31 protein-coding genes are annotated in these 24,332 nt (G+C 59.5%); 9 read left to right on the forward strand and 22 right to left on the reverse strand.

Going from position 1 to position 24,332, the window contains the following annotated elements; all coding sequences use genetic code 11:
• Positions 1-2: 2 nt before the first annotated feature.
• The 10 genes from SIB92_RS05760 to SIB92_RS05805 form a co-directional block, all read right to left on the reverse strand.
• On the reverse strand, positions 3-416 hold the full coding sequence (locus SIB92_RS05760; RefSeq protein WP_294115103.1) for a phage major tail protein, TP901-1 family: 414 nt from the start codon (positions 414-416) through the stop codon (positions 3-5).
• A 14-nt stretch (positions 417-430) separates the two neighbouring features.
• Positions 431-847 carry a DUF3168 domain-containing protein gene (locus tag SIB92_RS05765; protein ID WP_412554907.1) on the reverse strand — a complete coding sequence of 139 codons (417 nt, stop codon included), beginning with the start codon at positions 845-847 and terminating at the stop codon, positions 431-433.
• A complete protein-coding gene (locus SIB92_RS05770; RefSeq protein WP_412554908.1) occupies positions 844-1,185 on the reverse strand; it encodes a head-tail adaptor protein in 342 nt (113 codons plus the stop codon). The genes SIB92_RS05765 and SIB92_RS05770 overlap by 4 nt, the downstream gene beginning before the upstream one ends.
• A complete protein-coding gene (locus SIB92_RS05775) occupies positions 1,182-1,781 on the reverse strand; it encodes a hypothetical protein (protein ID WP_412554909.1) in 600 nt (199 codons plus the stop codon). The genes SIB92_RS05770 and SIB92_RS05775 overlap by 4 nt, the downstream gene beginning before the upstream one ends.
• Before the next feature lie 140 nt (positions 1,782-1,921).
• Positions 1,922-3,103 carry a phage major capsid protein gene (locus SIB92_RS05780; RefSeq protein WP_412554910.1) on the reverse strand — a complete coding sequence of 394 codons (1,182 nt, stop codon included), beginning with the start codon at positions 3,101-3,103 and terminating at the stop codon, positions 1,922-1,924.
• 28 nt (positions 3,104-3,131) lie between these two features.
• Complete coding sequence (locus SIB92_RS05785; protein WP_412554911.1) at positions 3,132-3,677, reverse strand: HK97 family phage prohead protease; 546 nt, start codon at positions 3,675-3,677, stop codon at positions 3,132-3,134.
• Between the two features lie 14 nt (positions 3,678-3,691).
• Positions 3,692-3,919: a hypothetical protein gene (locus SIB92_RS05790; RefSeq protein ID WP_294115113.1), complete on the reverse strand. Its 228-nt coding sequence runs from the start codon at positions 3,917-3,919 to the stop codon at positions 3,692-3,694.
• Positions 3,912-5,096, reverse strand: a complete 1,185-nt coding sequence (locus SIB92_RS05795) for a phage portal protein (RefSeq protein WP_412554912.1) — start codon at positions 5,094-5,096, stop codon at positions 3,912-3,914. Before SIB92_RS05795 ends, SIB92_RS05790 begins: the two co-directional genes overlap by 8 nt.
• A gap of 131 nt (positions 5,097-5,227) precedes the next feature.
• Positions 5,228-6,592, reverse strand: coding sequence for a DNA-packaging protein (locus SIB92_RS05800; protein ID WP_412554913.1), 1,365 nt, complete (start codon positions 6,590-6,592; stop codon positions 5,228-5,230).
• Positions 6,519-6,845 (reverse strand): hypothetical protein, encoded by a 327-nt coding sequence (locus tag SIB92_RS05805; protein WP_412554914.1) that lies wholly within the window; start codon positions 6,843-6,845, stop codon positions 6,519-6,521. The genes SIB92_RS05800 and SIB92_RS05805 overlap by 74 nt, the downstream gene beginning before the upstream one ends.
• A gap of 305 nt (positions 6,846-7,150) precedes the next feature.
• On the opposite strand from SIB92_RS05805, the gene SIB92_RS05810 reads away from it, so the two are divergent.
• On the forward strand, positions 7,151-7,309 hold the full coding sequence (locus tag SIB92_RS05810; RefSeq protein WP_294115120.1) for a hypothetical protein: 159 nt from the start codon (positions 7,151-7,153) through the stop codon (positions 7,307-7,309).
• A gap of 78 nt (positions 7,310-7,387) precedes the next feature.
• On the opposite strand, the gene mltG is transcribed toward SIB92_RS05810, so the two are convergent.
• The 7 genes from mltG to fabD all read right to left on the reverse strand — a co-directional run bounded on the left by mltG (position 7,388) and on the right by fabD (position 13,179).
• Positions 7,388-8,539, reverse strand: a complete 1,152-nt coding sequence (gene mltG, locus SIB92_RS05815; RefSeq protein ID WP_412554915.1) for an endolytic transglycosylase MltG — start codon at positions 8,537-8,539, stop codon at positions 7,388-7,390.
• On the reverse strand, positions 8,539-9,798 hold the full coding sequence (gene fabF, locus SIB92_RS05820) for a beta-ketoacyl-ACP synthase II (protein WP_412554916.1): 1,260 nt from the start codon (positions 9,796-9,798) through the stop codon (positions 8,539-8,541). Before fabF ends, mltG begins: the two co-directional genes overlap by 1 nt.
• A gap of 225 nt (positions 9,799-10,023) precedes the next feature.
• Positions 10,024-10,257 (reverse strand): acyl carrier protein, encoded by a 234-nt coding sequence (locus tag SIB92_RS05825; RefSeq protein ID WP_058240599.1) that lies wholly within the window; start codon positions 10,255-10,257, stop codon positions 10,024-10,026.
• 294 nt (positions 10,258-10,551) lie between these two features.
• Positions 10,552-10,866 carry a hypothetical protein gene (locus SIB92_RS05830; RefSeq protein ID WP_412554917.1) on the reverse strand — a complete coding sequence of 105 codons (315 nt, stop codon included), beginning with the start codon at positions 10,864-10,866 and terminating at the stop codon, positions 10,552-10,554.
• 20 nt (positions 10,867-10,886) lie between these two features.
• Entirely contained in the window at positions 10,887-11,624 is a 738-nt protein-coding gene (gene fabG, locus SIB92_RS05835; RefSeq protein ID WP_412554918.1) for a 3-oxoacyl-[acyl-carrier-protein] reductase, read from the reverse strand.
• 11 nt (positions 11,625-11,635) lie between these two features.
• The gene (locus tag SIB92_RS05840; RefSeq protein WP_412554919.1) at positions 11,636-12,244 is read right to left on the reverse strand and encodes an alpha/beta hydrolase; all 609 of its coding nucleotides are present in this window, start codon (positions 12,242-12,244) and stop codon (positions 11,636-11,638) included.
• Positions 12,241-13,179 (reverse strand): ACP S-malonyltransferase, encoded by a 939-nt coding sequence (fabD, locus tag SIB92_RS05845; RefSeq protein WP_412554920.1) that lies wholly within the window; start codon positions 13,177-13,179, stop codon positions 12,241-12,243. The genes SIB92_RS05840 and fabD overlap by 4 nt, the downstream gene beginning before the upstream one ends.
• Before the next feature lie 224 nt (positions 13,180-13,403).
• On the opposite strand from fabD, the gene SIB92_RS05850 reads away from it, so the two are divergent.
• Together SIB92_RS05850 and SIB92_RS05855 are read left to right on the forward strand one after the other, a co-directional pair.
• Positions 13,404-14,603 carry a cytochrome b/b6 domain-containing protein gene (locus SIB92_RS05850; RefSeq protein ID WP_412554921.1) on the forward strand — a complete coding sequence of 400 codons (1,200 nt, stop codon included), beginning with the start codon at positions 13,404-13,406 and terminating at the stop codon, positions 14,601-14,603.
• Positions 14,604-14,755: 152 nt separating this feature from the next.
• The gene (locus SIB92_RS05855) at positions 14,756-15,481 is read left to right on the forward strand and encodes an SDR family NAD(P)-dependent oxidoreductase (RefSeq protein ID WP_412554922.1); all 726 of its coding nucleotides are present in this window, start codon (positions 14,756-14,758) and stop codon (positions 15,479-15,481) included.
• 71 nt (positions 15,482-15,552) lie between these two features.
• On the opposite strand, the gene SIB92_RS05860 is transcribed toward SIB92_RS05855, so the two are convergent.
• Positions 15,553-16,134, reverse strand: a complete 582-nt coding sequence (locus SIB92_RS05860) for a YceI family protein (RefSeq protein ID WP_412554923.1) — start codon at positions 16,132-16,134, stop codon at positions 15,553-15,555.
• Positions 16,135-16,308: 174 nt separating this feature from the next.
• Positions 16,309-16,803, reverse strand: coding sequence for a hypothetical protein (locus SIB92_RS05865; RefSeq protein ID WP_412554924.1), 495 nt, complete (start codon positions 16,801-16,803; stop codon positions 16,309-16,311).
• Positions 16,804-17,139: 336 nt separating this feature from the next.
• On the opposite strand from SIB92_RS05865, the gene rpsF reads away from it, so the two are divergent.
• The 6 genes from rpsF (at position 17,140) to SIB92_RS05895 (ending at position 20,772) form a co-directional block, all read left to right on the forward strand.
• The gene (rpsF, locus tag SIB92_RS05870) at positions 17,140-17,496 is read left to right on the forward strand and encodes a 30S ribosomal protein S6 (protein WP_294115137.1); all 357 of its coding nucleotides are present in this window, start codon (positions 17,140-17,142) and stop codon (positions 17,494-17,496) included.
• A 25-nt stretch (positions 17,497-17,521) separates the two neighbouring features.
• Entirely contained in the window at positions 17,522-17,749 is a 228-nt protein-coding gene (gene rpsR, locus SIB92_RS05875; RefSeq protein WP_009805008.1) for a 30S ribosomal protein S18, read from the forward strand.
• Between the two features lie 12 nt (positions 17,750-17,761).
• Positions 17,762-18,388, forward strand: a complete 627-nt coding sequence (rplI, locus tag SIB92_RS05880; protein ID WP_294115188.1) for a 50S ribosomal protein L9 — start codon at positions 17,762-17,764, stop codon at positions 18,386-18,388.
• Between the two features lie 154 nt (positions 18,389-18,542).
• The gene (locus SIB92_RS05885) at positions 18,543-19,019 is read left to right on the forward strand and encodes a transglycosylase SLT domain-containing protein (RefSeq protein ID WP_412554925.1); all 477 of its coding nucleotides are present in this window, start codon (positions 18,543-18,545) and stop codon (positions 19,017-19,019) included.
• A gap of 70 nt (positions 19,020-19,089) precedes the next feature.
• Entirely contained in the window at positions 19,090-19,533 is a 444-nt protein-coding gene (locus SIB92_RS05890; protein ID WP_412554926.1) for a hypothetical protein, read from the forward strand.
• Between the two features lie 3 nt (positions 19,534-19,536).
• Complete coding sequence (locus SIB92_RS05895) at positions 19,537-20,772, forward strand: HlyD family secretion protein (RefSeq protein ID WP_412554927.1); 1,236 nt, start codon at positions 19,537-19,539, stop codon at positions 20,770-20,772.
• Between the two features lie 53 nt (positions 20,773-20,825).
• On the opposite strand, the gene SIB92_RS05900 is transcribed toward SIB92_RS05895, so the two are convergent.
• The 3 genes from SIB92_RS05900 to SIB92_RS05910 all read right to left on the reverse strand — a co-directional run bounded on the left by SIB92_RS05900 (position 20,826) and on the right by SIB92_RS05910 (position 24,054).
• Positions 20,826-21,239 carry a DUF1330 domain-containing protein gene (locus SIB92_RS05900; protein ID WP_412554928.1) on the reverse strand — a complete coding sequence of 138 codons (414 nt, stop codon included), beginning with the start codon at positions 21,237-21,239 and terminating at the stop codon, positions 20,826-20,828.
• 138 nt (positions 21,240-21,377) lie between these two features.
• A complete protein-coding gene (gene tig, locus SIB92_RS05905; RefSeq protein ID WP_412554929.1) occupies positions 21,378-22,712 on the reverse strand; it encodes a trigger factor in 1,335 nt (444 codons plus the stop codon).
• A gap of 226 nt (positions 22,713-22,938) precedes the next feature.
• The gene (locus SIB92_RS05910) at positions 22,939-24,054 is read right to left on the reverse strand and encodes a porin (RefSeq protein ID WP_412554930.1); all 1,116 of its coding nucleotides are present in this window, start codon (positions 24,052-24,054) and stop codon (positions 22,939-22,941) included.
• Positions 24,055-24,332 lie beyond the last annotated feature (278 nt).

Below are 24,332 nucleotides of genomic sequence, written 5' to 3' on the forward strand. Positions count from 1 at the left end.
GATCACACCGCGGTAAAGCTCAGCGCCCCGGCACTGGCCATCGCCATCTCATAGGTCGCCTCTCCATTGTGGCTGCCCGCATACTCAATCGACGTGATCTGAAACGCACCTTCAACAATCCCGAAATCCGGGATAATCACCTGAAAGTCCGGCGTTTCCCCGTCAAAGAAGATTTGCCGCGCCCGCTCATCCGTGCTGGCATCCTTGAACACGCCCGAGCCGCTGATCCCGGCCGATTTCATGCCCGCGCCAGCCAGCAACTCGCGCCATCCGCCTTGGCTCTCAAGCGAGGTCACATCCACACTTTCCGCATTGAAACTGATGCGTGTGGCCCGCAGCCCCGCCACGGTTTCAAACGCCCCGGCTCCGGTCAGATCCACCTTGATCAGAAGGTCTTTGCCATTTTGCGCACCCATGATCTCTCTCCAAACTAGCTATGATTGTCTTCCACCCGCGCCACAAAGCGCAGATCCACACGGCGCATGTTTTTGCGCCCGTCCCGCTTGGCCACCGCCCGATCAAACCGCAGAAAGACCAACCGCCCTCGGTTCAGGCTCAAGTCCGCATCCACCAAACCGTCGCTCACCGCCGCCGCCGCCGCTTTCACTTTGGCAAAGCCACTTGCTTCGCCGATGACCGAGACCACAAAGCGATGCTCTGCCCCGTCACCATCTTTGTCGGACCGATCCAAGACCGTTTCCGGACCAAGAGACACAAACAAATCCGGCACCTTACCATCCGGTAACTGGTCAAAAATGTCGTTGCCAACCAGAGGGTTCAGCGCGGCGTCCGCCTGCAATGCAGCATAGACCGCCTCTTGCAGCGCCGCCCCAACTCCATAACTCATGACGCCACCTCTTCCGTGGTGTGACAGACCAGATACCGCCCATGCCCGTCCTTCTCTGTCACCGCATCGATGGCAAACACCCGATCCCCTTCACGAAAACGACACTCCGGCGTTGGCCGCTGCTCTGCGCCAACAGGCGCACCACGCAGCGTGATCCGATACTTGGCCGCCGCAAGCGACATGACCCCGCCGTCCGTCTCACGCCCGCCGCGCGCCACCACCTCGGCCCAGACCGCGCCAAGCGTTTCCCAGGTCTGGGCAAATCCACCCGCCCCGTCCGGCGCCGCCAACGGTCGCTCCAGCAGCAAGCGCCGAGACAACGTCACCGCCCCGCTCATAACACCGCCCCCGCGCTCAGCCGTATTGGGCGATAGCGCTCCAACAGGCTCACCACGCCAAAAGGCATACAACCTTCGCACAAAGTGGTTTCATGGCGGAACTCGTAATAATGCGCCGCCAACAACAGCACCGCCTGGCGCATGTCCGCGGGACTGTCCGACCAACTCGCGCCGTATCCGGACACAAACCGCACCGTGGCGTTTCCATCCCTCGGAATGCTTGGTAATGCCCCGGAAACGCCCTTCAAACAGGGGTGATGCGCATCACTGACCAACCGGTAAGCACTGGACGCAACCGCGACCACCGCCCCTTGCGCATCTTCCAGCGTTACCTCCACAACCTCAGACACCGGCGCCACCGGCAAGCCCTGCGCGGCCCCATCGCGCCAGCCATACACCGTCCAGCCAAACGTCTGTTGAAACATCACTTTGCCGGTCCGCGCTTCCACCGCGCTGATCGCTGCGCGCAAAAAACTCTCCAAAACGCTGTCCTGCAACGTATCGTCAGAAAACCCGCTTCCAAGCCGCAGGTGATCTCGAAACTCTTGAACCGGCAGCGCCTCCGTCGGCACCGAGGTCTCTTCGACTAACATCATGGAACAACTCCAAAATTCTCGATGGTCTTTGTTGGGCGCGCGTCCTCACGTCGCTTCAACGGAGGGGGTAAGCCAGACAACGTGTGTAGTCCGACGCGCGCCCGGATGTCGGCGCTTGTGCGCCCCACCCACCCAGGAAATCAGCTCACCGCAAAGCGCAGCAGCTTGATTGCAGCAAAATCACTGACATCGCCGCCAATGCGTTTTGTGGCATAGAAAAGCACATGCGGCTTGGCGCTAAACGGATCACGCAGCACGCGCAGGTCCGGCCGCTCCGCCACCGTGTACCCAGCCGCAAAATCGCCAAAGGCAATCGCATCGGCACCGCTGGCAATGTCTGGCATGTCTTCGGCAATCAGCACCGGATAGCCCAGCAAGCGCGCAGGTTCTCCTGCCGCCAACCCATCAGACCACAAGAACCGTCCATCCGCGTCTTTGAGCTTGCGCACCGCGCCGGCTGTTTTGGAGTTCATCACAAAACTGCCGTTGGCGCGGTATTGAGCGCCCAAGGCATAAACCAGATCCACCAGCGCATCACCGCCGTTAAAATCCCCATCCACGCCCGTGGGCACATAGCCAATGTTGCCCCAGCTCCAGCTGGCGTCATCCACTGCTGTGTGGGTCAGAATGCCGGTTGGCTTGTCGACCCCATCGCCGGTGATAAAAGCCGCCGCCTCAGCGCGCGCAAACTTGTCGGCAATGCGCCCCGCCAGCCAGGCCTCAATGTCAAATGCACTGTCATCCAACAGCCGCTGCGACGCTTTGGGCAACGCCGAAAGCTCATGCAGCGGAATGGCGATGCGCTCAATGGTCGGCGTACCGGTTTCGGTGGTCGCGCTGGTCTCATCAGCCCACCCCGCGCCGGTTTCCGAGCTGTCAATCAGCACGTCATAAGACCCCGCTTCAACGGTCACCACATTGGCTACCGCGCGGATGCTGGCTGTGCTGTTGAGCACCGATTTGATGGTCTCCGCGGTCTGCGGGTCCACCAGATAGCCGCCGTCGCTGTTCACCGAAGTGGACATGGCTTTGCCTTCCAACTCAAGCCCACGCAGCCCGTCATCCTCACCCGTGCGCAGATAGGCATCAAAGGCTTTCTGGTGTGGCGCGTCAAAATCCGTTGCCGCCGCCAAATGCGGCCGCGCCGCCTGTGTCGATTTGCGTTCAAGCATGGTCAATCGCTCTTTCTGTTGTTTGATTTCCGCGTGAATGTCACCTCGAAAGGCGTTGAAACTGCTGACGAACTCCGCCACGGCAGATTTCATTTCCTGGACCGGAGACACGCCTTCCCCGATCCGAGACTCTGTCTCGGTCTTACTCATCACTGACTTCCCGTTTTTGTTCTGGCGCTTACTGCGCCGCCATCCCGCGGCTGATGCTCCGCAGATAAGCCGCCGCTTCCCGCAAGGGCAGCAGAGCGTCCTCTTTTGCGGTCAACCGCGCACTGGGCAGCATCGGAAAGGTCACAAGCGACACCTCCCAAAGCTCCAGTTCCATCAAGAGCCGCTGGCCCTGTGTGGTCTTGCTGGCCTTCTTGGTGCGGTAGCCAATCGACAGCCCGTCAATCGCCCCCGCCGCAATCAGAGCCGCCGCCTCGCGCCCCTTGGCCACATTGTCGAGCAACCGCCCTTTGACCCAAAGTCCCCGGTCATCCTCCCGCACCTCTTCCCAAAGGCCGATGGGTTGCGCCGGATCATGCTGCCACAGCATCTTCACCTGGCGCCCCTCTTTAGAAAGCCGCTCCAAGGACGCGCCATAGGCCCCTTTCTGCACGATGTCGCCACCTCGATCCGCCGTGCCGAACAAGCTCGCATATCCGCTGATCACCTGCCCGTCTTCGACGTTCAATCCATCGCCGAACCGCGCAAACTTCCGCTCCAAACCGCTGTCTTGCATCACACACTCCTCACTCATGGCGTCACACTCAGAACCGACTGAAACGCCTGCGCCAAGATCACCCCGACCACGCCATAGACCGTCAGCCACAACCGCCGCTCCAACCGCTCAATCAACTGTTCGATCTTGTCCAAACGCCGGTTCAAACTCTCAAACTGCAACTTCGCCACCCTCTCATGCGCCTCCAGCCGCAGCCCCGGCGCACAATCAAAACTCTCAAACCCGTATCTCGGATCACCCATGGGCGCCCTCATCCGGCTCCGCTGGCAACCCCAACAACCGCCGCTTCTCCGCATCCGACAGGAACGTTGCCCCCGCCACCCGCGCCCATTGCGCGTCGCGTTCTGTGGCCAGGGCCGGCACCTGATCCAAATCCGGTTTCAAGGTGAGCTCCTCGCCGACGTATTTCGCCAACCACGTGCCCACCGCCGCCGTCACCCGCGCTGCAAGCGGCAGCACGGTCAGCCGATAAAACGCCCGATTGGCCTCTTGGTAATTCGCATAGGTCGCGTCACCCGGAATGCCGAGCAGCATCGGCGGAACCCCAAAGGCCAGCGCGATCTCCCGAGCCGCCGCGTCCTTTGTCTTGTGAAACTCCATATCGCTTGGCGAAAACCCCATGGGTTTCCAATCCAACCCGCCTTCCAACAACATCGGACGTCCTGCATTGCGCGCGCCTTGATGATGGCTCTCCATCTCACTGACCAATCGGTCGTATTGATCCGATGACAGGCTGCCTTGCCCATCATGGCCGCGATAGACAATCGCCCCGGACGGTCGCGCTGCATTGTCCAACAGCGCCTTGGACCAACGCGAAGCGCTGTTGTGCACATCCATTGCCATCGCTGCCGCCTGCATTGGGGACAGCCCATAGTGGTCATCTTGTGGGTGAAACGTCTTGATGTGGCAAATCGGCGAAATCTCCCCAACCGCAAACCGATGTTTGCGCGCACCCACCGCATATTCATAGCCCACCGGCCACCCATCCGCGCCGGGCACAACGCTCATCCGATCAGAGCGCAGCACGTGCAGCTCTACCGGAGTGCCACTGTCGCCGCCAACCGCTTCCATATAGCCATCGCCAGAGAGCAAAATCTGGCCGTACAGCGCTTCAAACAGTTCCGCCTGCCCCTGCGCCCCATTTGGCGCGGTCAACAGCTTCAAAACCGGATGGGTCTCAAACCGCTGGCGCTGATCTTGCAACACAAATGGCAACGCCGCTGCCGCCTCTGCAATCATCCGCACCGCGCGGAACCCCACCGGATTGGCGGCAAACCCCGTACGGGTCAGTGACACCGTATCGCGCGGGCTCCAAGCCACGCGACCGGCGCTGTGATAGCTCACCACCTTGCCTGTTGCGCTAGCCTTTACCTGAGGCACTGCCTCTGGGGTCTTCTTCTGCAAAAACTTCCCTAGCATGCTCTGCCGCTCCCGGATCTCTGCGCCGCCGCTTTGGCGACCCGCTCAACTTGGTCCGTCCGCTTTGGACCCATACAGTTCTGAAGGAATTGTCTTAAATTGCAGCTTTCTCACCGTACGCAGCTGTTGCGTCACAGCTCCCGAAGCCTCGGGCGCCGCCAATGCGCAGATTGTTCCACGATCAGCTCATGCAGCGCCCAGACCAATGCGTCCACGCGATCCGGACTGCCCGCGCCAACAAAACCCTGCGCCGTCATCAGGCACATCTGATCTTCCAGGTCCCCCAGCCCCGCGCGATGCGACACCCGTCCCTGCTCATAGAGCGCCGCCACAGGTTCCGCCCGCGCCACTTTGCCCCGACTGGCCCGCACCGCCTTAAAGGGCACCAACGGATCCACCTGATTGATTACCGACTGCACTAGGTCTCCGCCTTGATTGACCTCCGCCACCAGCCGGTCCGCGCCCCAGCTTTCCATCGCCGTCAACGCCACCCGCGCCCATGCATCCGGCGTGGCCGCCCGCACAGTGGCGTCATCCAACACATAGGCCCGCCAGTCCTGTACCGGCCCCTTGGTGATCGCGCCAACCACGACAATCCCGCATTCATCGCTGCCGGCATGACCGGTGACCGGTGGATCCACCGCCACCACTATCCGATCCATATCCGGCAAATCCTCAGACTGCAGCGCATCCAACTGCGCCCGTGTCCACAACGCCCCCTCAGCGTCCTCCATTAGAACACCATCAAGCTCCTGCCGTCCCAACCGCGTACCCGCATAGCGCGCTTCCACTTCGGCCAGAAAACTCGCTGCCAAATTGGCACGGTTGGCCTTTGTGGGCGCACTGGTCTGCACCGTGCTCTCACTCTTCAGAAGCCGCTTCAAAACGCTGACATTGCGCGGCGTTGTGGTCACCACCTGTTGTGGATTGTCCCCCAGCCTCAGCGCAAACTGCAACATGTCCCATGTCGCCTGCCCTTTTCGCCATTTCGCAAGCTCGTCCACCCACGCGGCATCAAACTGCGGCCCCCGCAAGCTCTCCGGATCATGCGCCGAAAACGCCTGCGCCACAGCCCCGTTGGGCCAAACTAACCGCCGACGCCCCGCTTCCCACACAGGTCGCCGATCCGGTGGCGCACAGGCAATCAATCCGCTTTCGCCAAAAATCATCACCTCACGCACCTGATCGATGGTTTCCCCCACCAGGGCCAACCGACGCGCCTTTCCCTCATCCCGCGGCTTTGCGCCTTCAATCATGGATCGAATCCACTCAGCACCCGCACGGGTCTTCCCCGCGCCGCGTCCGCCCAAGATCACCCAGGTCTTCCAGTCGCCCTCTGGCGGCAACTGATGCGGCATAGCCCAGAACTCAAACAAAAAGGGGAGCGCCAAGAGCTCCCCTTCCGTCAGGCTGTCCAAAAACTCACTCTGCACCGCGTGCGGCTCGGAGGCGATCCAGGCGGCGCCCGATCGAAGATCGCGCGGCGTCGAGGTCAAGCTGTGAATGTCCTGCCGGACGGTCTGTTGCGGTGCGCTGGTCAATGTCTCTCTCCACCAATAGCGCCAATCGCATGCACTGTCGCACTTCTGCCAGAACCCGACGCCCCGCTGCGGCTGCCTGCGGCCCCTCCTGTTGCAACGCGTGTTTCACCCGCTCCAACTCATCGGTCATCCGCCGCAACAATAGCTGCAGCGCGTCCAGTTCCTGATCCAGTACGCGTCCACCCGAAGGCGTGAAATGTTGTGTCATTGCTGCTCTTTGCCTCTCATGCGCAGTTGCCCCTCCGCACAAGCCACACGCGAGTTCTCCCGCCCAATCTTCCGGCGTTCAGCCTTTCACCCGCGTGGTTCCAGCTCAAACAGGCTTAACACAAACTCATGGAAAAAATCAATATTACATTTATTTTCAGGGGATTAACCGAGAGTGCGCAGATGTTGCACAGGTGTCGAAACGCAATGTTTCCAAACTGGAACCTTACCGCCCCAATTGCGCCCTTATCAAAAACTAAACCTTTCTGTGGTGGGGTTGAGTTGGATAAATGAAGGGTGACCAAGATGCGTATCGCTGCCAATACGACGCCGTCCTGGACTTTAAGACTGTCACTTGCCGCCGCCTGCTTCTTTGGCACGGTGCAAGCCGGCCCCGCCTCTGACAGCGCCAGCTCGACGTTTCAACTGCCTGCCAAAATCCTCGTTGAGGTGCTGCCGAACTAACGGCTTTGACACAGACCAACCCAAACAAAAACGCGGCGCCCCAAAGCGCCGCGTTTTGTGTTTCACATGTGGACCAGCTTACTGGTTGGCCCGCTCCGCCTCGATCTTACGCCAGGCCGCCACATTCTGATTGTGCTCGGCCAATGTCTCGGCAAAGGCGTGGCCCCCGGTGCCATCTGCCACAAAGAAGATGTATGGCGTCGTATCCGGGTTGGCCGCCGCCTCTAGGCTAGCGCGGCCCGGGTTGGCAATCGGTGTCGGCGGCAGCCCATCGATCACATAGGTGTTCCATGGGGTTTCACGACGCAATTCGCTCTGACGCAGCCCACGGCCCAAGACACCCACACCTTCGGTCACGCCATAGATCACGGTCGGGTCTGTTTGTAGGCGCATTCCCCGGTTCAAACGATTGGTGAACACACTCGCCACCTGACGCCGCTCTTCCGCCACGCCGGTCTCTTTTTCAATGATCGACGCCAGGATCAGCAACTCATACGGTGACAACAGCGGCACATCCGCAGCCCGGCTTTCCCACGCCGCAGAAACGAGGATTTCCTGCGCTTCCTGCATCCGATCAATCACGCTCTGACGGGTGTCACCGACACGCACCTCATAGCTATCCGGTGCCAGGCTGCCCTCATCCGGCCGCTCAATGTCCCCGCTCAGCAACTCAATGCTGTTGAGCGTGTCCATCACCTGCCAGCTGGTCACACCTTCGGCCACGGCAATGCGATAGCGCGTATCCGCCTCGCCGCGCACACGGGTGTAATCCGCGGGCGCCTCGTCCTCGGCCGGGTTAAACGCGGCCACTTCGACAAAGCTGCCCGTCGCCGGATCAAGCTCGCGCACCTGCACGGTCTTGCGAGTTACACCAATACGATACACCACCTCGGTGCCACAGGTGCTCGCGCCGCCACGGGTGACAATGTCGACAATCTCTTCCATCGACGCGCCCGCAGGCACCAGGAAAGCACCAGCTTTCAGCTTGTCCGCCTTATCCGAGTAGTCAGCCCCCAACCGAAACAAAGTCCCGCTGGCAATTGCACCTTTGTCTTCAAGGTATTGCGACACGCGGTTCATGTTGGATCCGGGTTGCACCCGCACGCAAACAGGCTCGTTTAACGGCCCTTCTGCGCGGTAGGTAGACTGCCCAAAAAGGATGACGCCCCCCAACAGGAAGAGCGCCACGATAAGTAGAGTGAGTGCGTTAGACGCAACTGCGCGCCACATTAATCAACCTTTCCGAAGATCACGGATGCGTTGGTGCCGCCAAAGCCAAAGCTGTTAGACAGCGCCACATTGATCTCGCGCTCCACCTTTTTGTTCGGGGCCAGATCAATGGCAGTTTCCACCGCCTGATTGTCAAGGTTGATCGTGGGCGGTGCCACCTGATCGCGGATCGCCAGGATCGAGAAAATCGCCTCAATCGCACCCGCGGCGCCCAACAGGTGGCCGGTCATCGACTTGGTCGAGGACATGGTAACTTTGCTGGCGTGCTCGCCCATCATACGCTCAACCGCGCCCAACTCGATGGTGTCAGCCATCGTCGAGGTGCCGTGTGCGTTGATGTAGTCGATGTCTTTTGGCTCAAGACCCGCCTTTTTCAGCGCCGCCCGCATGGAGCGCTCGCCGCCTTCGCCGGTCTCGGCAGGCGCAGTGATGTGATACGCATCACCAGACAGGCCATAGCCCAGCACTTCGGCGTAGATCTTCGCGCCACGCGCCTTGGCGTGCTCGTATTCTTCCAGCACCACAATGCCGGCGCCTTCGCCCATGACAAAGCCGTCACGATCCGCATCATACGGACGGCTGGCTTTGGTTGGATCATCTGCGCAACCCGTCGACAGCGCTTTACAGGCGTTAAAGCCCGCTATGCCAATCTCACAGATCGCGGCTTCGCCACCACCGGCAACCATCACATCCGCATCATCAGACGCAATCAGTCGGGCCGCATCACCAATCGCGTGCGCGCCTGTGGAACAGGCAGTCACAACCGAGTGGTTTGGACCTTTGAAGCCGTACTTGATGCTCACCTGACCGGAGATCAGGTTGATCAGCGCACCGGGAATAAAGAACGGCGACACACGACGCGGGCCTTTTTCAGCCATCAACAGCGTGGTCTGTTCAATCGACTGCAGGCCACCAATGCCCGAGCCAATCATCACACCGGTGCGTTCCAGCGACTCGGTGTCTTCTGGTTTCCAACCGCTGTCTTCCACCGCCATCTGAGAGGCCGCCAGACCGTAAAGGATAAAGTCATCCACCTTGCGGCGCTCTTTTGGCGCCATCCAGTCATCCGGATTGAAGGTGCCATCGGTGCCATCACCATACGGCACTTCACACGCATATTTGGTGGTCACACGCTCAGGATTGAAACGGGTGATGGTGCCTGCACCGGACTGACCGTCCAGAATACGAGACCAGCTTTCCTCAACACCGGAAGCCAATGGAGTGACGAGCCCAAGCCCGGTGACAACAACACGACGCATTTTCTATGCCCTTCCTCAGAAGTCTTTTGCGGGTTCATACCCCGCTTCGCCCCCAAGGGGCAAGAGCGGCCAACCCACAGCTTGGCCCGTTGCGCGCTTCTGCGCCCAATTTTGGGCCGTTTCCTTGCGGCAGCCTCCCCGCTGCCCTCAACGCAAAACGCCCGCCTCATCAAAGAGACGGACGTTTGCAATTCTCAGTCCCCTGCAAATTGCAGGTTCTCCGGCTTAGGAAGCTTCGGAGATGAACTTGACGGCGTCGCCGAAGGTCTGGATGGTTTCGGCTGCATCGTCTGGGATCTCGATGCCGAACTCTTCTTCAAAAGCCATTACCAGTTCCACGGTGTCGAGGCTGTCTGCGCCCAGATCGTCGATGAAGGAAGCTGCTTCAACAACTTTGTCTTCTTCCACACCCAGGTGCTCTACAACGATCTTTTTCACGCGGTCTGCGACGTCGCTCATGTCAATTCCTCATTCGTCTTGGGCGCATGGCCCGTTTGAACTCCCACCCACCCGGGCAGGTTTGGTTTGTGCCCCTTTGACGGGACGGTTTTGATCCGGCTGAACCGGAAGGTCTCCGTCCACCCCTCAAGGCACCCGGAAAATACTCGCCGCCTATAACACATCCGCTTCACAACGCAAACGCTTTCCCCAGCGACAATTGTTTCGGCATTAGTTGGTCCTTACAACATGACCACGGCGTCCGTAACTAACAAGACCGCCCGGCGCAGGTGGTATGGTGAAACCTTGGATGCCTTAGCTTTCTTTGTCTTCCTTACCAAACAAGTAGCCAATCGCAGCCCCAAAAATACCGGCTGTTTCAGCTCCGAATTTATCGGTTAGCGCGAGTATTGCTATCAACGGCAACGCGGTACCTAGAACCGTAAAACGAATAAACTGCCACCCGATACTTTTTTCGGACTTGAACCTCTGGAAGAGCCCTCCGATGACAAAGACAAAAGCCAAAACAAGCAAACCCATTAAGAGATACGGGTAGACTTGAGCATAGGCCTGCTCAATCGAGTTCCCCGTTTCACTCGCTTGGAAAGCGGAAGCCAACGTCTCTGCCATTGAGATCACTCCAGTTCAGTTTAAAGCATGGCCATGCCACCGTTCACATGCAAGGTGGAGCCGGTCACATACCCCGCTTCCGGGCTGGCCAGATAAAGAACAGCTGCTGCAATCTCCTCTGAGGAGCCCATACGCGCCGCTGGAATCTGCTTGTTGATGGTCTCTTTCTGATCGTCGTTCAGCTTGTCTGTCATCGCAGTGGCAATAAAACCTGGCGCAATCGCATTCGCGGTGATGCCACGGCTCGCCACTTCATAAGCAATAGACTTGGTCATACCAACCATACCGGCTTTGGAGGCCGCGTAGTTCACCTGACCCGGGTTGCCGGTCGCGCCGACGATGGAGCTGATGTTGATGATCCGGCCCCAACGGGATTTCATCATCGGACGCATCACCCCCCGGCACAGACGCATCGCGCTGGTCAGGTTCACGTCAATCACGCTCTGCCATTCCTCATCACTCATGCGCATGAAAATCTGGTCCCGAGTGATACCGGCGTTGTTCACCAGAATATCGACGCTGCCCATGGCTTCAATTGCCTGCTTAGGAAGCGCATCTACAGCCTCCGCATCGCTCAGGTTACATGGCAGAACATGTGCACGCTCGCCCAGCTCCGCCGCCAGCGCCTCAAGCGGCTCCACACGGGTGCCGGACAGGCCAACAGTTGCGCCCGCAGCATGCAGCGCCTTTGCAATTGCGCCACCAATGCCACCCGATGCACCTGTCACAAGTGCGGTTTTTCCAGTCAGATCAAACATGTTTGTCTCTCTCAGTTTCTCACAACAGGCTTAGTCAAAAGCCCATATTTTGCAATCTCTTCGGCGCTCATCACATGCGTTTCTTGCACCGGCGCCGCTTCTAGGGTGAACCAATAAAACGCGTCACTGCCCAGCATCCGCTTGGTATAGCTGACATAGGACGCATGTTCCGGGTCCGACTTTGGCAAATCCCGGCCCTGCAGGTTGCCCACCGCCCAGCTGTGCACGCCCAGAACCGCGCCGTCTTCCATACTGCGCTCTACGCCCGCCAGGAACAGGTCCGTGCCGCCGGAGTGAATGTCGCTGTCTGCCGTCACATGTGTGTCCAGTCCCAAGTCGCGCACACGATGGCCAAGTTGCAGGTTGACCTCATCGTCCACCGATCCCGGCACCTCCAACAAAACCAACCGCGTCACATCCGGATTGTTGATCATGGCCTGCTCAAACGCCGCCAGACTGCGGCTGTTCAACGTGCCATTCACCAACAAATCACGCCCATCCGCCTCAAACGCGATGGTGTCGGTGGCATTCAGATACGCCACCTCCATTTGCACACAGCCCGCCAGCACCGCCGCCCCAAGGGCGACGCCACCACAGGCTGCAACAAAGCGTCGGATCAAGACAGGCTCTCCGCCGCCGCTTTGACATCGTCTGGTGTGCCCACGGGCCGCACTGCGTTAGCGCGGTCAATCTTACGGATCATGCCGGACAGCGCTTTGCCTGCGCCAACCTCCCAGAACTCCGCCACGCCGTCACCTGACATGTTCTGCACCGATTCGCGCCACCGCACCGATCCGGTCACTTGCTCCACCAGCAGCTTGCGGATCTCATCAGGGTCAGACACAGCCGCCGCCCGCACGTTGGCAATCACCGGCACCGCAGGTGCTTTGATCTCCACACCAGCCAGCGCTTCGGCCATCACATCCGCCGCCGGTTGCATCAGGGCACAGTGGAAAGGTGCGCTCACCGGCAACATCACCGCACGACGCGCGCCCTTCTCTTTGGCAATCTCGGCAGCGCGCTCCACGGCCGCTTTGGCACCGGACACCACAACCTGCGTTGGGTCATTGTCGTTCGCTGCTTGACAGACTTCACCCTGCGCCGCCGCTTCCGCAACTTCTTGCACCGCCGCAAAATCCAGGCCCAAAATGGCCGCCATCGCACCTTCGCCCACAGGCACGGCCGCCTGCATCGCTTCGCCACGGGTGCGCAAAAGGCGCGCCGTGTCACCGATGCTCAACGCACCAGCCGCTGCCAGAGCGGAGTATTCGCCCAGCGAGTGGCCCGCCACGCAAGACGCTGCCGCAATGGTCACGCCTTCCGCCTCGAGCGCCTTCATCGCCGCCAGCGACGTCGCCATCAGCGCAGGCTGCGCGTTTTGGGTCAGGGTCAGCGTCTCTTGCTCCCCGTCCCAGATCAACCCGCTCAGGCTTTCGCCCAAAGCCGCGTCAACTTCGTCAAACACCGCTTTGGCCTCTGGATAGGCCTCCGCCAGCGCTTTCCCCATTCCAATGGTCTGGGCACCCTGTCCCGGAAACACAAATGCACGGCTCATTCTTGGCTCTCCTTGCAAATCTTTGGCTTGGCATAGCGCGCACGGCCAGCGCACGCAACGTCAATAGAACGATAAGGCCTCGCTTCAGACACCGCACCAGCGCGCAACAATCCGCCGAAACCACGCCGCACTGCGCATCCATGCACAACGCGGGTGCACCACCGCCAGTTGCCTTGCCTCGCCACAGACCCCAAAGTCTCCCCAACACTTTCAAGAGGTTTCCCATGCCCCGCAGCAACACAGCCACCCGCTACGGCTCCGTCGCCAAGACCTTCCACTGGCTCACCGCCCTGCTGATCCTCTCTGCGCTGATCCTGGGTTTTGTCGCCTACCGCGCACCTTATGAGGACAGCGCCCAGCTCGCTTTCAAAGCCACATTGTTCTCTGTCCACAAAACCGTCGGACTCGCCGCCTTTTTCACAGCGCTTTTGCGTATCCTCTGGGCCTTCACCCAGCCACGTCCCAAATTGCTCAACAGCGATCACGGCCTGGAAGCCTGGGCCGCCGAAACCGCCCATTGGGTGCTCTACGGCTCCATGGTGCTTGTGCCACTCACCGGCTGGATGCACCACGCCGCGACCACAGGCTTTGCCCCGATCTGGTGGCCGTTTGGTCAGTCTCTGTTCTTTGTCCCCAAAGATCCAACTGTCGCCGCAATCCTTGGTGGCGCACATTTCCTCTTCATGGTCGTGCTGGTCCTGACCCTACTGGCCCACATCGGCGGCGCGCTCAAACACTTCGTCATTGACCGCGACAAAACCCTGCAACGCATGTTGCCTGGCCATACCGATCTGCCGGAGCCCCCTGCCGACCAACCCGGCCACCTGCGCCCGGCCCTCACCGCGCTGGCCGTCTGGGCCATCGCCCTTGTGATCGGCGCAAACGCTGGCCTCTTCGCCGCCGAAGAACGCACGGAGACCGCCGCCCTCGCCGAGGTCTCCTCCGAATGGCAGGTCCAATCCGGCACATTGGACATCGCTGTGCAACAATTTGGCGCCGAGGTCACAGGCACCTTCGCCGACTGGACCGCAGAAATCGCCTTCAACGAAGAGCCAACCGACGGCAAACATGGCACCGTCACTGTAACTATCGCCATTGGCTCCCTCACCCTCGGCTCTGTCACGGATCAAGCTCTGGGCGCGGATTACCTGAACGCTGCCGCATTCCCGGCCGCCACCTTTGTCGCGGACCTGCTGCCAGCGGACACCGGCTATCTGGCCAAAGGGGACCTCACCATCAACGGCCACGCCGCGCCAATCGACCTGCCCTTCTCGCTCGCATTGGACGGCAACACCGCCAACATGACCGGCACCGTGTCCCTGGACCGCCGCGCCTTCCACGTAGGTGACGACATGACAGACGAAAGCTCTCTCGGCTTCGGCGTGGACGTAAACGTCGCCTTGACCGCAACCCGCGGCGAATAACCCGCCCGCCAACAGCCAAACCACCAACGCGAAGGCCGCAACATTTGGTGCGGCCTTTGTGCTCTTGCCAATTCCCCCCAACAACTTAAACTTCACCGCAGCCAAGCCCATTTCGCCAGCTAACCCCTTCACATTTATTGAGGTTTCTTCAGATGCAGAAAACGCTCCTCCTCACCGGCGCCAGCCGGGGCATCGGCCACGCCACCGTGAAGCGTTTCTCGCAAGAAGGCTGGCGCGTGCTCACCTGCTCCCGCCAACCGTTTGATCCGCGCTGCCCCTGGCCGGACGGCGAAGAGAACCACATTCAACTCGACCTTGGAGATCCTGCCGACGCCATCAACGCCGTAGAAGTGATCCGCGAACGCCTCGACGGTCCGCTGCACGGCCTTGCCAACAACGCAGGCATTTCTCCTAAGGGCCCCAATGGCGAGCGTCTCAACACCTTCACCACCGACCTGATGGACTGGGGCAAGGTCTTTCACGTGAACTTCTTTGCCTCCGTTGTTCTGGCCCGCGGCCTGCGCGACGAACTGGCCGCCGCCAAAGGCTCCATCGTCAACGTCACCTCCATCGCCAGCTCCCGCGTGCACCCCTTTGCCGGGGCTGCCTACGCCACCTCCAAAGCCGCCCTCGCCGCCCTCACCCGCGAAATGGCGCATGACTTCGGCCCTCTGGGCGTCCGTGTAAACGCCATCGCACCGGGGGAAGTCGAAACCGCGATCCTATCCCCCGGCACCGACAAGATTGTCGACGGCCTACCTATGAAACGTCTTGGCCAACCCTCCGAGGTCGCTGACGTGATCTACTACCTCTGCTCCGATCAATCCTCCTACGTGACCGGCACAGAAATCGAAATCAACGGCGGCCAGCACGTCTGATCCCCCTTTCAACGCAACAAAAAAGGCCGCCCAAATCGGGCGGCCTTTCCGTGAGTGATGGGCGTAAAGACTTACTCAGCCTTCATCGCCTCAACAGAAATCTGCACAGTCACGTCATCACCAACAAACGGCGCAAAGTTGCCCACGTCAAAGTCGGTGCGCTTCAGTGTGGTGGTTGCATTGAAACCCGCCCATGGCTTTTTCGCCATCGGATGCTCGCTTGCCGCATTCATTTGCGCGTCCAGAACAACCGACTTGGTCACGCCATTCACTGTCAAATCGCCGGTGATCAGAGCGGTGGTGTCCCCGGTCACCTCGATGCCTGTGGAGGTGAAGCTCACCAGTTCATCATCGCTTGCGTCAAAAAAATCTGGGCTCATGATGTGCGCATCGCGCTTTTCCCAACCGGTCCACATGGACTTCAGCGGCATGGAGACGGACACAGAGCTGTTGCCTGGCTCTTCCTGGTCAAACATAATCTCGCCTTCAAAGCCGGAGAACATGCCCCAGGTCGTGGAGTAGCCCAGGTGGTTGTAAGAAAACAGAATTTGGCTGTGGCTGGCGTCCAGCATGTATTTTTCCGGCGCCGCAACAGCGGAGGTGGCAGCAGCGGCAGCAAAAGCAAAACCAGCGGCAAGAAGGGTGCGTTTCATTGGGTGTCTCCTGAGGACAAGATTAATTTCTGATGGAACCAATGTGCCCATTCAACGCTGTGCGGCAATTCGCAGTAAACCCACATATTCTGTGCAGTGGTGAACAATCGCGTGATCTCACACAAAAAAGGCCGCCCATCGGCGACCTTTCGTACTGGATTGGCAAGCTTTTGCTTAGCTTGGCAAAATCGACTGGCTGCGCAGCTGGGCAATGGCATCAAGCCGCGCGTGATTGCCATCAATCGGCAGCGTCACCATGGCCTCGCCAGCCTCATCCTTCACCACCAATGCGGACGCACTCACATCCACGCGGCCAATGTCTTCATAGTTGATCGCCTGAAGCACATGTTTGCGGCCCCGTGGCAGACCTTCGTACACCAAAAGCTGCTCATTGCGCTCATCAAAGTGCAACTCCTTGCGGGGCTTGTCGGTGGCAATCTGGGTCATACCAACGCCGCCAGTCACCAACAGGATCGACACCCCCATCTTTGCCAGCAGGATCATCGGAGTCAGATCCAGCCCCGGCATCAGCCAAAGACCCACACCGGCCAGAATGAAGGCAAAACCAAACACCGCCGAGGATGCGCGCACAGACAGTGACGGGCGTTTGCCCTCCACCCGCGTCACACAGGACCGTGTATCTTCTGCAAAACTGGTCAGCGCCACCATATTCCCACTCTCCCACTTGGCCCCTCAACGGCCTTTAGTCCAACGGCTTCTCCACCGGTTGCTCAGACCTTCGGGTTGAAATCGGGCAGGAATGCGGCGGATTGAGGAAAACCTCGTGCCCTTTTGCCTTAAGGTATCCGGAATTTCGGACCACAAAGGGGACCACGCAAAAACCTTGCCGCCCCTTTGCACACAAGGCTTGCGCTCCCCCCAAATTCGGCTATACAGCGCCATCCTTTTGCAAAAGCTTGAACCGCGCAGTCTCTCGTGGGTGGGGTGCAAAAGGTGAAAGACGCCCCGCTCTTTGAAATGCGCCTATAAATGAATGGAGAGCACATGCCACTGTATGAGCATGTTTTCATCTCGCGCCAGGACCTGTCCAACGCGCAAGCCGAAAGCCTCGTTGAGCACTTCAGCACCGTTCTTTCTGACAACGGCGGGTCCGTTGTAGAGTCCGAGTACTGGGGCGTGAAAACCATGGCCTACAAAATCAACAAGAACCGCAAAGGCCACTACGCCTTCCTGAAGACCGACGCACCTTCCGCTGCGGTTCAGGAAATGGAACGCCTGATGCGCCTGCATGATGACGTGATGCGCGTTCTGACCATCAAGGTCGACGAGCACGCCGAAGGTCCATCGGTTCAGATGCAGAAACGTGACGAGCGTGACAACCGTCGCGAACGCCGCAACTAATCACCTTAAGAGAGGACATTAAGTTATGGCTGCAAAACCATTTTTCCGCCGTCGCAAAGTCTGCCCTTTCTCGGGTGAGAACGCGCCGAAAATCGACTACAAAGACACCAAGCTGCTGCAGCGCTACATCTCTGAGCGTGGCAAAATCGTGCCGTCCCGCATCACCGCAGTGTCTGCAAAGAAACAGCGTGAGCTGGCCCGTGCAATCAAACGCGCGCGCTTCCTCGCACTGCTTCCATACGCCGTGAAGTAAGGAGAGACTGATATGCAAGTTATCCTTCTGGAACGTGTGGCCAAGCTGGGCCAAATGGGCGACGTGGTTGACGTGAAGCCGGGCTACGCCCGCAACTTCCTGCTGCCTCAGGGCAAAGCACTGACCGCTTCCAAGTCCAACATCGCATCCTTCGAAGCGCAAAAAGCGCAGCTCGAAGCGCGTAACCTGGAAACCAAGAAAGAAGCCGAAGCGCTGGCAGAGAAACTCGACGGACAGCAGTTCATCGTGATTCGCTCCGCGTCCGACGCTGGTGCCCTCTACGGTTCCGTCACCACCCGTGACGCCGCAGAAGCCGCCACCGCCGCTGGTTTCACCGTGGACAAGAAACAGGTTGTTCTGGCCAAGCCAATCAAAGACCTGGGCCTGCACGCCGTACACGTACTGCTGCACCCAGAAGTCGACGTGACCATCGACCTGAACGTGGCGCGCTCCGAGGAAGAAGCAGAGCTTCAGGCCTCCGGCAAATCCATCCAGGAACTGGCCGCGGAAGCAGAAGCTGAAGCAGAATTCGAAATCGCCGAACTGTTCGACGATATCGGTGCTGCAGCCTCTGACGACGACGACGATTTGGCACCGGCAGCTGCCGACGCCGAAGAAGCGCCTGCCGAAGAGCAGTAAGCGTTTCACCGCGAAGAACTCGCAGAGCCGCGCCCGGGTGCACCTGGGCGCGGCTTTTTCTTTGCCTATCCGCAAGATACCGCGCATCCCAACGCGCGCCCTTCCCTTCACAGCCGCAAAAGCCATACTGACGCCAAGACCGTCAGGAGGCCCCATGTCACAGCACCTTTCCCGCCGCACCGCGCTCGTCATGCTGGCCAGCCTACCTCTGGCAGCCTGCGGCCGCTCCAAGCGCAAAGACGTCAGCCCGTTTGACCCGCCGCTCTATCCCAACGAAACGCCGGAGCTGCGCGCGCTGATCAACAAATGGGCTGACCACTACGAGGTGCCCCGCGATCTGGTGCAGCGCGTCATCATCCGCGAAAGCACCCACCGCCCCTGGGCCACCAACGGGCCGAATATTGGCCTGATGCAGATCCAACTGCCAACCGCCCGCGGCATGGGCTACACCGGCGGCCGCGAAGGTCTTTTGAATGCCGAAACCAACCTCACCTACGCGGTGAAATACCTGCGCGGCGCCTATATGGTCGCCGAAGGCAATTACGACCGCTCCGTTTTCCTCTACGCTAAAGGCTACTACCCCGAAGCCAAGGCCGCAGGATTGTTGAAAGAAACCGGTCTGCGCCCCTAAGTTGACTTGGCAGTTTCCCCGCCCACCTCTATTCTGGCGTCAGATTTTGACCAGTAATTGAGGCCCCTTCGTGAGCTCTGAATCCGCAGCCAGCCTGCACCCTTTAGCCCCCCACCACTTGCCGAGTTTCATCTCTGACGGCACCGGTGGGGATCCGATGATGACCAACGTCGCGATCTTTGTCGCTGTCATGGTGTTCATCATCACCACTTTCTTCCTGCACCTGCACTCACTGCCGGAAAAGCTCGCCCACAAGGTTGGTGCCAATCAGTTGCAGATGGTCGGCGTGCTCGCCCTCATTGCGCTCTTCACGCACAACAATCTTTACTGGGTCGCCGCGCTCTTGCTCGCGCTTGTGCAAATCCCGGATTATGAGACCCCGCTGCAGCGCATCGCCGACGCGCTCGACCGCCTCAAAGCGGCCCCGCAACCTCTCGCGGAACCGGTCGCTGAAGCGCCAGCGGCCGAAATCGAAGCGCCCGCGCCAACCCCAACCAAAGACGCGGAGGCCTAACCCATGTTGGAATTCCTCGCCTGCTCCATGCTCACCATCTTCCCCGACTTCCTGTTCCGCCGCTATTGGCAGGGCAAACGTTTGGGACAAGAGATCACCCTGTTCTCCATGTGGTACGAGCTGCGCTACGGTCTCAGCGCCTGCTTCATCCTCACGGTCAGCCTGATCACCCTGATCTTCTACTTCCACCCGTCCACCACCAACGCGTCGTCCTATTTCCGCACCGTCACCATCCTGCCGGAACTCTCTGGCCGCGTGGTCGAAGTGAACGTGGAAAATAATCAGGACGTCGAAGCAGGAGAGCTGATTTTCCGTCTGGATGACAGCCGCCAACGCGCCGCCGTCGCCACCGCCCGCGCCGCCATGGTCGAAGTCGATGCTGGCGAACTGCTGGCCCGCGACGATCTGCGCGTGGCGCAAGCCAATCTCGACGCCGCCGAGGCCGCCTTTGAGCAAACCAAAGACGAGTTTGAGCGCAAAAACACACTCTATCAGGAAAACTCGCCCGCCGTGACCGTGCGCGAAGTCGAGCGGCTTGAAAACCTGATCCAGGAACGCCTCGCCGCCGTGGACGCTGCGCATTCCGCCGTGGAATCCGCCAAACACCGGGTTGAAATCCAACTGCCTGCGCAGAAGGACAGCGCCCGCGCCGCGCTGCATCAAGCCGAAGTTGAACTTGGCAAAATGAGCATCTACGCCGGTCAAACCGGCCGCATCGAGCAATTTGACCTGCGCGTCGGCGACTACATCAACCCGATCCTGCGACCTGCAGGCATTCTGGTGCCCGCGGACACCGGCCGTGGCCGCTTCCAGGCCGGGTTCAGCCAGCTGACCGCGCAGATTCTCAAGCCGGGTATGCTGGCCGAAATGTCCTGTATTTCCAGCCCGATGCGCGTCACCCCCATGGTGATTGTGGAGATTCAGGACGTGATCCCCTCAGGCCAAATCCGCCCAACCGACACGCTGCGCGATCCGCAAAATGACCGCCAGCCGGGCACCGTGATTGCCTATATGGAACCGCTCTATGAAGGCGGCACCGACCACCTGCCGCCGGGCAGCAAATGTGAGGTCAACGCCTACACCAACAACCACGAGCGCCTACAGGATCCCGACATCGGTACCGGCGAATTTGTTGCTCTGCATGTGATCGACACAGTCGGCTACGCCCACGCCCTGATCCTGCGCTTCCGCGCCATCATGATGCCCTTCCGCCTCTTGGTGTTCTCAGGCGGTCACTGATTAAACCCAGCTTCAAAACCAAAAGCCCCGGCCAATCGCCGGGGCTTTTTTCTTTAATCACCAAAATTCCCGCCCAAATCCTTGGGCGCCATGCGGATCAACCGACTGTCCGCCACCGCCGCCTGCCGATGCTCCACCGCCGCGCGATACTCCGGATACTTATGCATCGACGCAAAAGCCTCCACACTTGGATATTCCGCGATAAAACACAGGTCCCACTGCTTCTCCGGCCCAATCAACATCTGCTCCATCTCGCCGCGCCAGATGATCTTGCCGCCGAGCTTGGCAAAGGTCGCAGCGCTCTCACGCCCATAGGCCGCATAGGCCTCCGCGCCCGAGGCCTCCCGCCCATCCGCATATTCAGCCCTATCGCGCAGCTTCACCAGGTTCAGCATATGCACCGGCCCTGCCCGATCATTGGCTTTAAACGCGTCATATCCGGCTTTGTCGAATTTTGTGTATCCCATAGGTGCTCCTCGCTCACGTGAGGACAAGCAAACCACGAAACGCGACAAGGTCAACTCTGCCGCCCCGTCACCGCCCCAACAAAAAAGGCCGCCCCAATCCGGAGCGGCCTCTCACTGTCCCGTTAACGGGTGTTGGACTTATTCGTCGTCCAGTGCCTCTACGGCTTTTTGCAGGTCGTCTTTGGAGACCTCTTTTTCGGTCATCTCAGCCAGTTCAAAGACATAGTCGACAACTTTGTCTTCAAAGATCGGCGCGCGCAGCTGCTGCTGCATCTGTGCGTTCTGCTGGATGAACTCAAAGAACTGACGCTCTTGACCCGGGTACTGACGCGCCTGGTTCATGATCGCTTGAGTCATCTCCGCGTCGGTCACTTCAACCTCGGCTTTCTGACCCAGCTCTGCCAGCAACAGGCCCAGACGCACGCGGCGCTCGGCCAGCTTGTTGTGCTCGTCGGTTGGCTCGATCTCTGGGTGGTCGTGGCCTTCAACTTCTGGGTTTTCTTCGTGCCACAGCTGGTGTGCAATCTGACCGGCTTCCGCTTCCACCAAGGAAGGTGGCAGGTCGAAGGACACCAGACCGTCCAGCGCGTCAAGCAGCGCGCGCTTGGTTACGGCACGGGCCGCACCGGCGTATTCGCCTTCCAGACGCTCGGATACCTGAGTTTTCAGAGCTGCGAGGTCTTCCGCGCCAAATTTGGTCGCCAGCTCGTCGTTGATCTCTGCCGCAACCGGTTCCTTCACCTCTTTGATGGTGCAGGAGAACACAGCTTCTTTGCCAGCCAGGTTTTCAGCGCCGTACTCTTCTGGGAAGGACACGGTCACGTCTTTTTCTTCTTCGGCTTTCACGCCAACCAGCTGCTCTTCAAAGCCAGGGATGAACTGACCGGAACCCAGCACCAGTGGGAACTCTTCGCCGGCGCCGCCGTCAAACGCTTCACCGTCGATGCGGCCAACGAAGTCCATGACAACCTGGTCGCCGTCTTTGGCTTTGGAGCCTTTCTTGCGGGCTTTGAAGTCCTGCGCGGTTTCGGCCAGGTTGGCCAGCGCTTCGTCCACATCCGCTTCGGCTGCTTTCACAACCATTTTCTCCAGCTTGATGCCCTTCAGGTCAACTTCTGGGATCTCTGGCAGCGCCTCATAGGACATCTCGACTTCAACGTCGTCGCCTGGCTTCCAGTTTTCGCCGTCTTTCATCTCGACTTTTGGCTGCAGCGCAGGGCGGTCACCGGACTCTTCGAAGTGCTTGTTCATCGCACCGTCGATGGTTTCCTGCATCGCTTCGCCCATCAGGCGCTCGCCAAACTGTTTTTTCAGAAGTGGCATTGGCACTTTGCCTTTGCGGAAACCTTTCATTTCGATTTCCGGCTGCGCTTCTTTCAGCTTGTCGTTTACAGTTGCCTCAAGCTCGGAAGCCTCCACCTTGATGGTGTAGCCGCGCTTCAGACCTTCGTTCAGCGTTTCAGTAACCTGCATCGGGTATCCCCATAAGTAGCGGCGCGCGGCACAATGAGTCCGCGCGCAGTCGAGAAAAATTTGTGCTCTTCTAGTGCCACGCGCGCCCCTGCGCAAGGGCAAAGGCAGCAAAAAGGCCTTGCCGATCTGGCATCAAATTGCTGCTGTCAGCCAAGACATCGCAAAGCAACGCAAAAAGGGCGACCAAACCGGCCGCCCCTCCCGTAATTCCTACGCCGCTACAAGCTTAGAAGCTCCAGCGCGCGCCCAGCATATAGGCATCCACATCGTTGTAGGTGGTGCCGGTGGTCACGTCATAGCCGTGCTGGTGATAGCTGAAGAACAAATCCACATTGGCGTTGTCGATCTTCTGCACCGCTTCAAACCCGTAGCTGACCGATTTGTCGCCAAGTGCGGCCATGTCGTTGCCGCGATAGGCGTCGATCGACAGGTGGGTGCGGCCAAAGCTGAACCAATCACGCTGATAGCCAAGTTTGGCGTAGACGTAATCACTCTTCAGACCGCTATCGCGATCATTCTGACCAAGCGTCACCGTGCCGCTGATCCCGGTTGGGTTATGAAGCGCCCCGACCGAGCCAACCACCGACTTGGAGTCATCAACCGCGCCATCAGTCTGTGCATAGGACAAAGTTGCCCGCAGAGTGGTGTCACCAAGATCCGCCCCATAGCGCAGCGCCACGTCGTAGAAGTTGGTGTCATCATTGTCTTTCAAGATCTCGGTCCCTGCCGAGGCCGACACCACAAATCCACCAAAGCTTGGCGTGTCATAACGCACGCGGCCTTTCCGGCTGCCGTCAAAGTCCTTGAACACGTCGCCAATGGTTGGACCTGCCGCACCGCCGCCCACCGGTTGGAAGGCAAAGCCGCCCGCGGTATCGGCTACGGCAACCGTACCGGAGAGATCGGTCCCGGACAGATCTGTGCCGCCAGAAATGCCATCAGACGCCATGGAGCCCTGACCAGCGTAGAATGTACCAAAGCGATCGGTCTCATAGATGGCTTCAAACTTACGCAGGTCGGTCTTGTCCCAATCAAAGAAGTCATCATTGGAGGTCGCGCTCAGGCTGGATGTGCCCCGCAGACCCAATGCGGTTTCAAAGTTAAACTTTAGGGTGCCGGCCCCCGTGCCCATCTCATACCAGGCCCCGATCCGGCTTGGTGCGTTGCTGTTGTCACTGAACTCGTTGCGCTTCTGCACACCATCGTCAACGCTGGTCACAGCGCCGTTCAGGAACCCATAAAACCGAAAGCCCTCTTGCGCCGACGCCGCTGACGTCATCGCAACACTGCCCACAACCAAGGCCGCTGGGGCGACCCATACAGAGTGTTTTTTTACAACCATCTTCTGTCTCCATATGCCCCCGCTTGCTCGTCGTGGGGGCTTGCTAATCACCTGACCCAAGCCGCACGACCAGCTTAAACCCAGGCATCCACTCATGTGTCTTCTGCCAACCCGAAAGCGGCTCCCCGCTCCCTCCGTCACGCTGTCACGGCGCAGGCCAACAAAAGACCATCTGGCGTCTAGGCCGCTCACACCCAAATGACAAACCCGTCAACCGGCTGATATTGGCCGAGAATAAGCGCTTTTTTGCGAGTTGACCGATTTGCCCATCAGTTTGG

Origin of the sequence: Shimia sp. MIT1388 (assembly GCF_047124445.1) — a bacterium.
Lineage (GTDB): Bacteria > Pseudomonadota > Alphaproteobacteria > Rhodobacterales > Rhodobacteraceae > Shimia.

Coding starts and splice junctions, on each gene's coding strand:
- SIB92_RS05760 (WP_294115103.1), bottom strand. CDS start 416: ATGGGTGCGCAAAATGGCAAAGACCTTCTGATCAAGGTGGATCTGACC.
- SIB92_RS05765 (WP_412554907.1), bottom strand. CDS start 847: ATGAGTTATGGAGTTGGGGCGGCGCTGCAAGAGGCGGTCTATGCTGCA.
- SIB92_RS05770 (WP_412554908.1), bottom strand. CDS start 1,185: ATGAGCGGGGCGGTGACGTTGTCTCGGCGCTTGCTGCTGGAGCGACCG.
- SIB92_RS05775 (WP_412554909.1), bottom strand. CDS start 1,781: ATGATGTTAGTCGAAGAGACCTCGGTGCCGACGGAGGCGCTGCCGGTT.
- SIB92_RS05780 (WP_412554910.1), bottom strand. CDS start 3,103: ATGAGTAAGACCGAGACAGAGTCTCGGATCGGGGAAGGCGTGTCTCCG.
- SIB92_RS05785 (WP_412554911.1), bottom strand. CDS start 3,677: ATGCAAGACAGCGGTTTGGAGCGGAAGTTTGCGCGGTTCGGCGATGGA.
- SIB92_RS05790 (WP_294115113.1), bottom strand. CDS start 3,919: ATGGGTGATCCGAGATACGGGTTTGAGAGTTTTGATTGTGCGCCGGGG.
- SIB92_RS05795 (WP_412554912.1), bottom strand. CDS start 5,096: ATGCTAGGGAAGTTTTTGCAGAAGAAGACCCCAGAGGCAGTGCCTCAG.
- SIB92_RS05805 (WP_412554914.1), bottom strand. CDS start 6,845: ATGACACAACATTTCACGCCTTCGGGTGGACGCGTACTGGATCAGGAA.
- SIB92_RS05810 (WP_294115120.1), top strand. CDS start 7,151: ATGCGTATCGCTGCCAATACGACGCCGTCCTGGACTTTAAGACTGTCA.
- mltG (WP_412554915.1), bottom strand. CDS start 8,539: ATGTGGCGCGCAGTTGCGTCTAACGCACTCACTCTACTTATCGTGGCG.
- fabF (WP_412554916.1), bottom strand. CDS start 9,798: ATGCGTCGTGTTGTTGTCACCGGGCTTGGGCTCGTCACTCCATTGGCT.
- SIB92_RS05825 (WP_058240599.1), bottom strand. CDS start 10,257: ATGAGCGACGTCGCAGACCGCGTGAAAAAGATCGTTGTAGAGCACCTG.
- SIB92_RS05830 (WP_412554917.1), bottom strand. CDS start 10,866: ATGGCAGAGACGTTGGCTTCCGCTTTCCAAGCGAGTGAAACGGGGAAC.
- fabG (WP_412554918.1), bottom strand. CDS start 11,624: ATGTTTGATCTGACTGGAAAAACCGCACTTGTGACAGGTGCATCGGGT.
- fabD (WP_412554920.1), bottom strand. CDS start 13,179: ATGAGCCGTGCATTTGTGTTTCCGGGACAGGGTGCCCAGACCATTGGA.
- SIB92_RS05850 (WP_412554921.1), top strand. CDS start 13,404: ATGCCCCGCAGCAACACAGCCACCCGCTACGGCTCCGTCGCCAAGACC.
- SIB92_RS05855 (WP_412554922.1), top strand. CDS start 14,756: ATGCAGAAAACGCTCCTCCTCACCGGCGCCAGCCGGGGCATCGGCCAC.
- SIB92_RS05860 (WP_412554923.1), bottom strand. CDS start 16,134: ATGAAACGCACCCTTCTTGCCGCTGGTTTTGCTTTTGCTGCCGCTGCT.
- SIB92_RS05865 (WP_412554924.1), bottom strand. CDS start 16,803: ATGGTGGCGCTGACCAGTTTTGCAGAAGATACACGGTCCTGTGTGACG.
- rpsF (WP_294115137.1), top strand. CDS start 17,140: ATGCCACTGTATGAGCATGTTTTCATCTCGCGCCAGGACCTGTCCAAC.
- rpsR (WP_009805008.1), top strand. CDS start 17,522: ATGGCTGCAAAACCATTTTTCCGCCGTCGCAAAGTCTGCCCTTTCTCG.
- rplI (WP_294115188.1), top strand. CDS start 17,762: ATGCAAGTTATCCTTCTGGAACGTGTGGCCAAGCTGGGCCAAATGGGC.
- SIB92_RS05885 (WP_412554925.1), top strand. CDS start 18,543: ATGTCACAGCACCTTTCCCGCCGCACCGCGCTCGTCATGCTGGCCAGC.
- SIB92_RS05895 (WP_412554927.1), top strand. CDS start 19,537: ATGTTGGAATTCCTCGCCTGCTCCATGCTCACCATCTTCCCCGACTTC.
- SIB92_RS05900 (WP_412554928.1), bottom strand. CDS start 21,239: ATGGGATACACAAAATTCGACAAAGCCGGATATGACGCGTTTAAAGCC.
- tig (WP_412554929.1), bottom strand. CDS start 22,712: ATGCAGGTTACTGAAACGCTGAACGAAGGTCTGAAGCGCGGCTACACC.
- SIB92_RS05910 (WP_412554930.1), bottom strand. CDS start 24,054: ATGGTTGTAAAAAAACACTCTGTATGGGTCGCCCCAGCGGCCTTGGTT.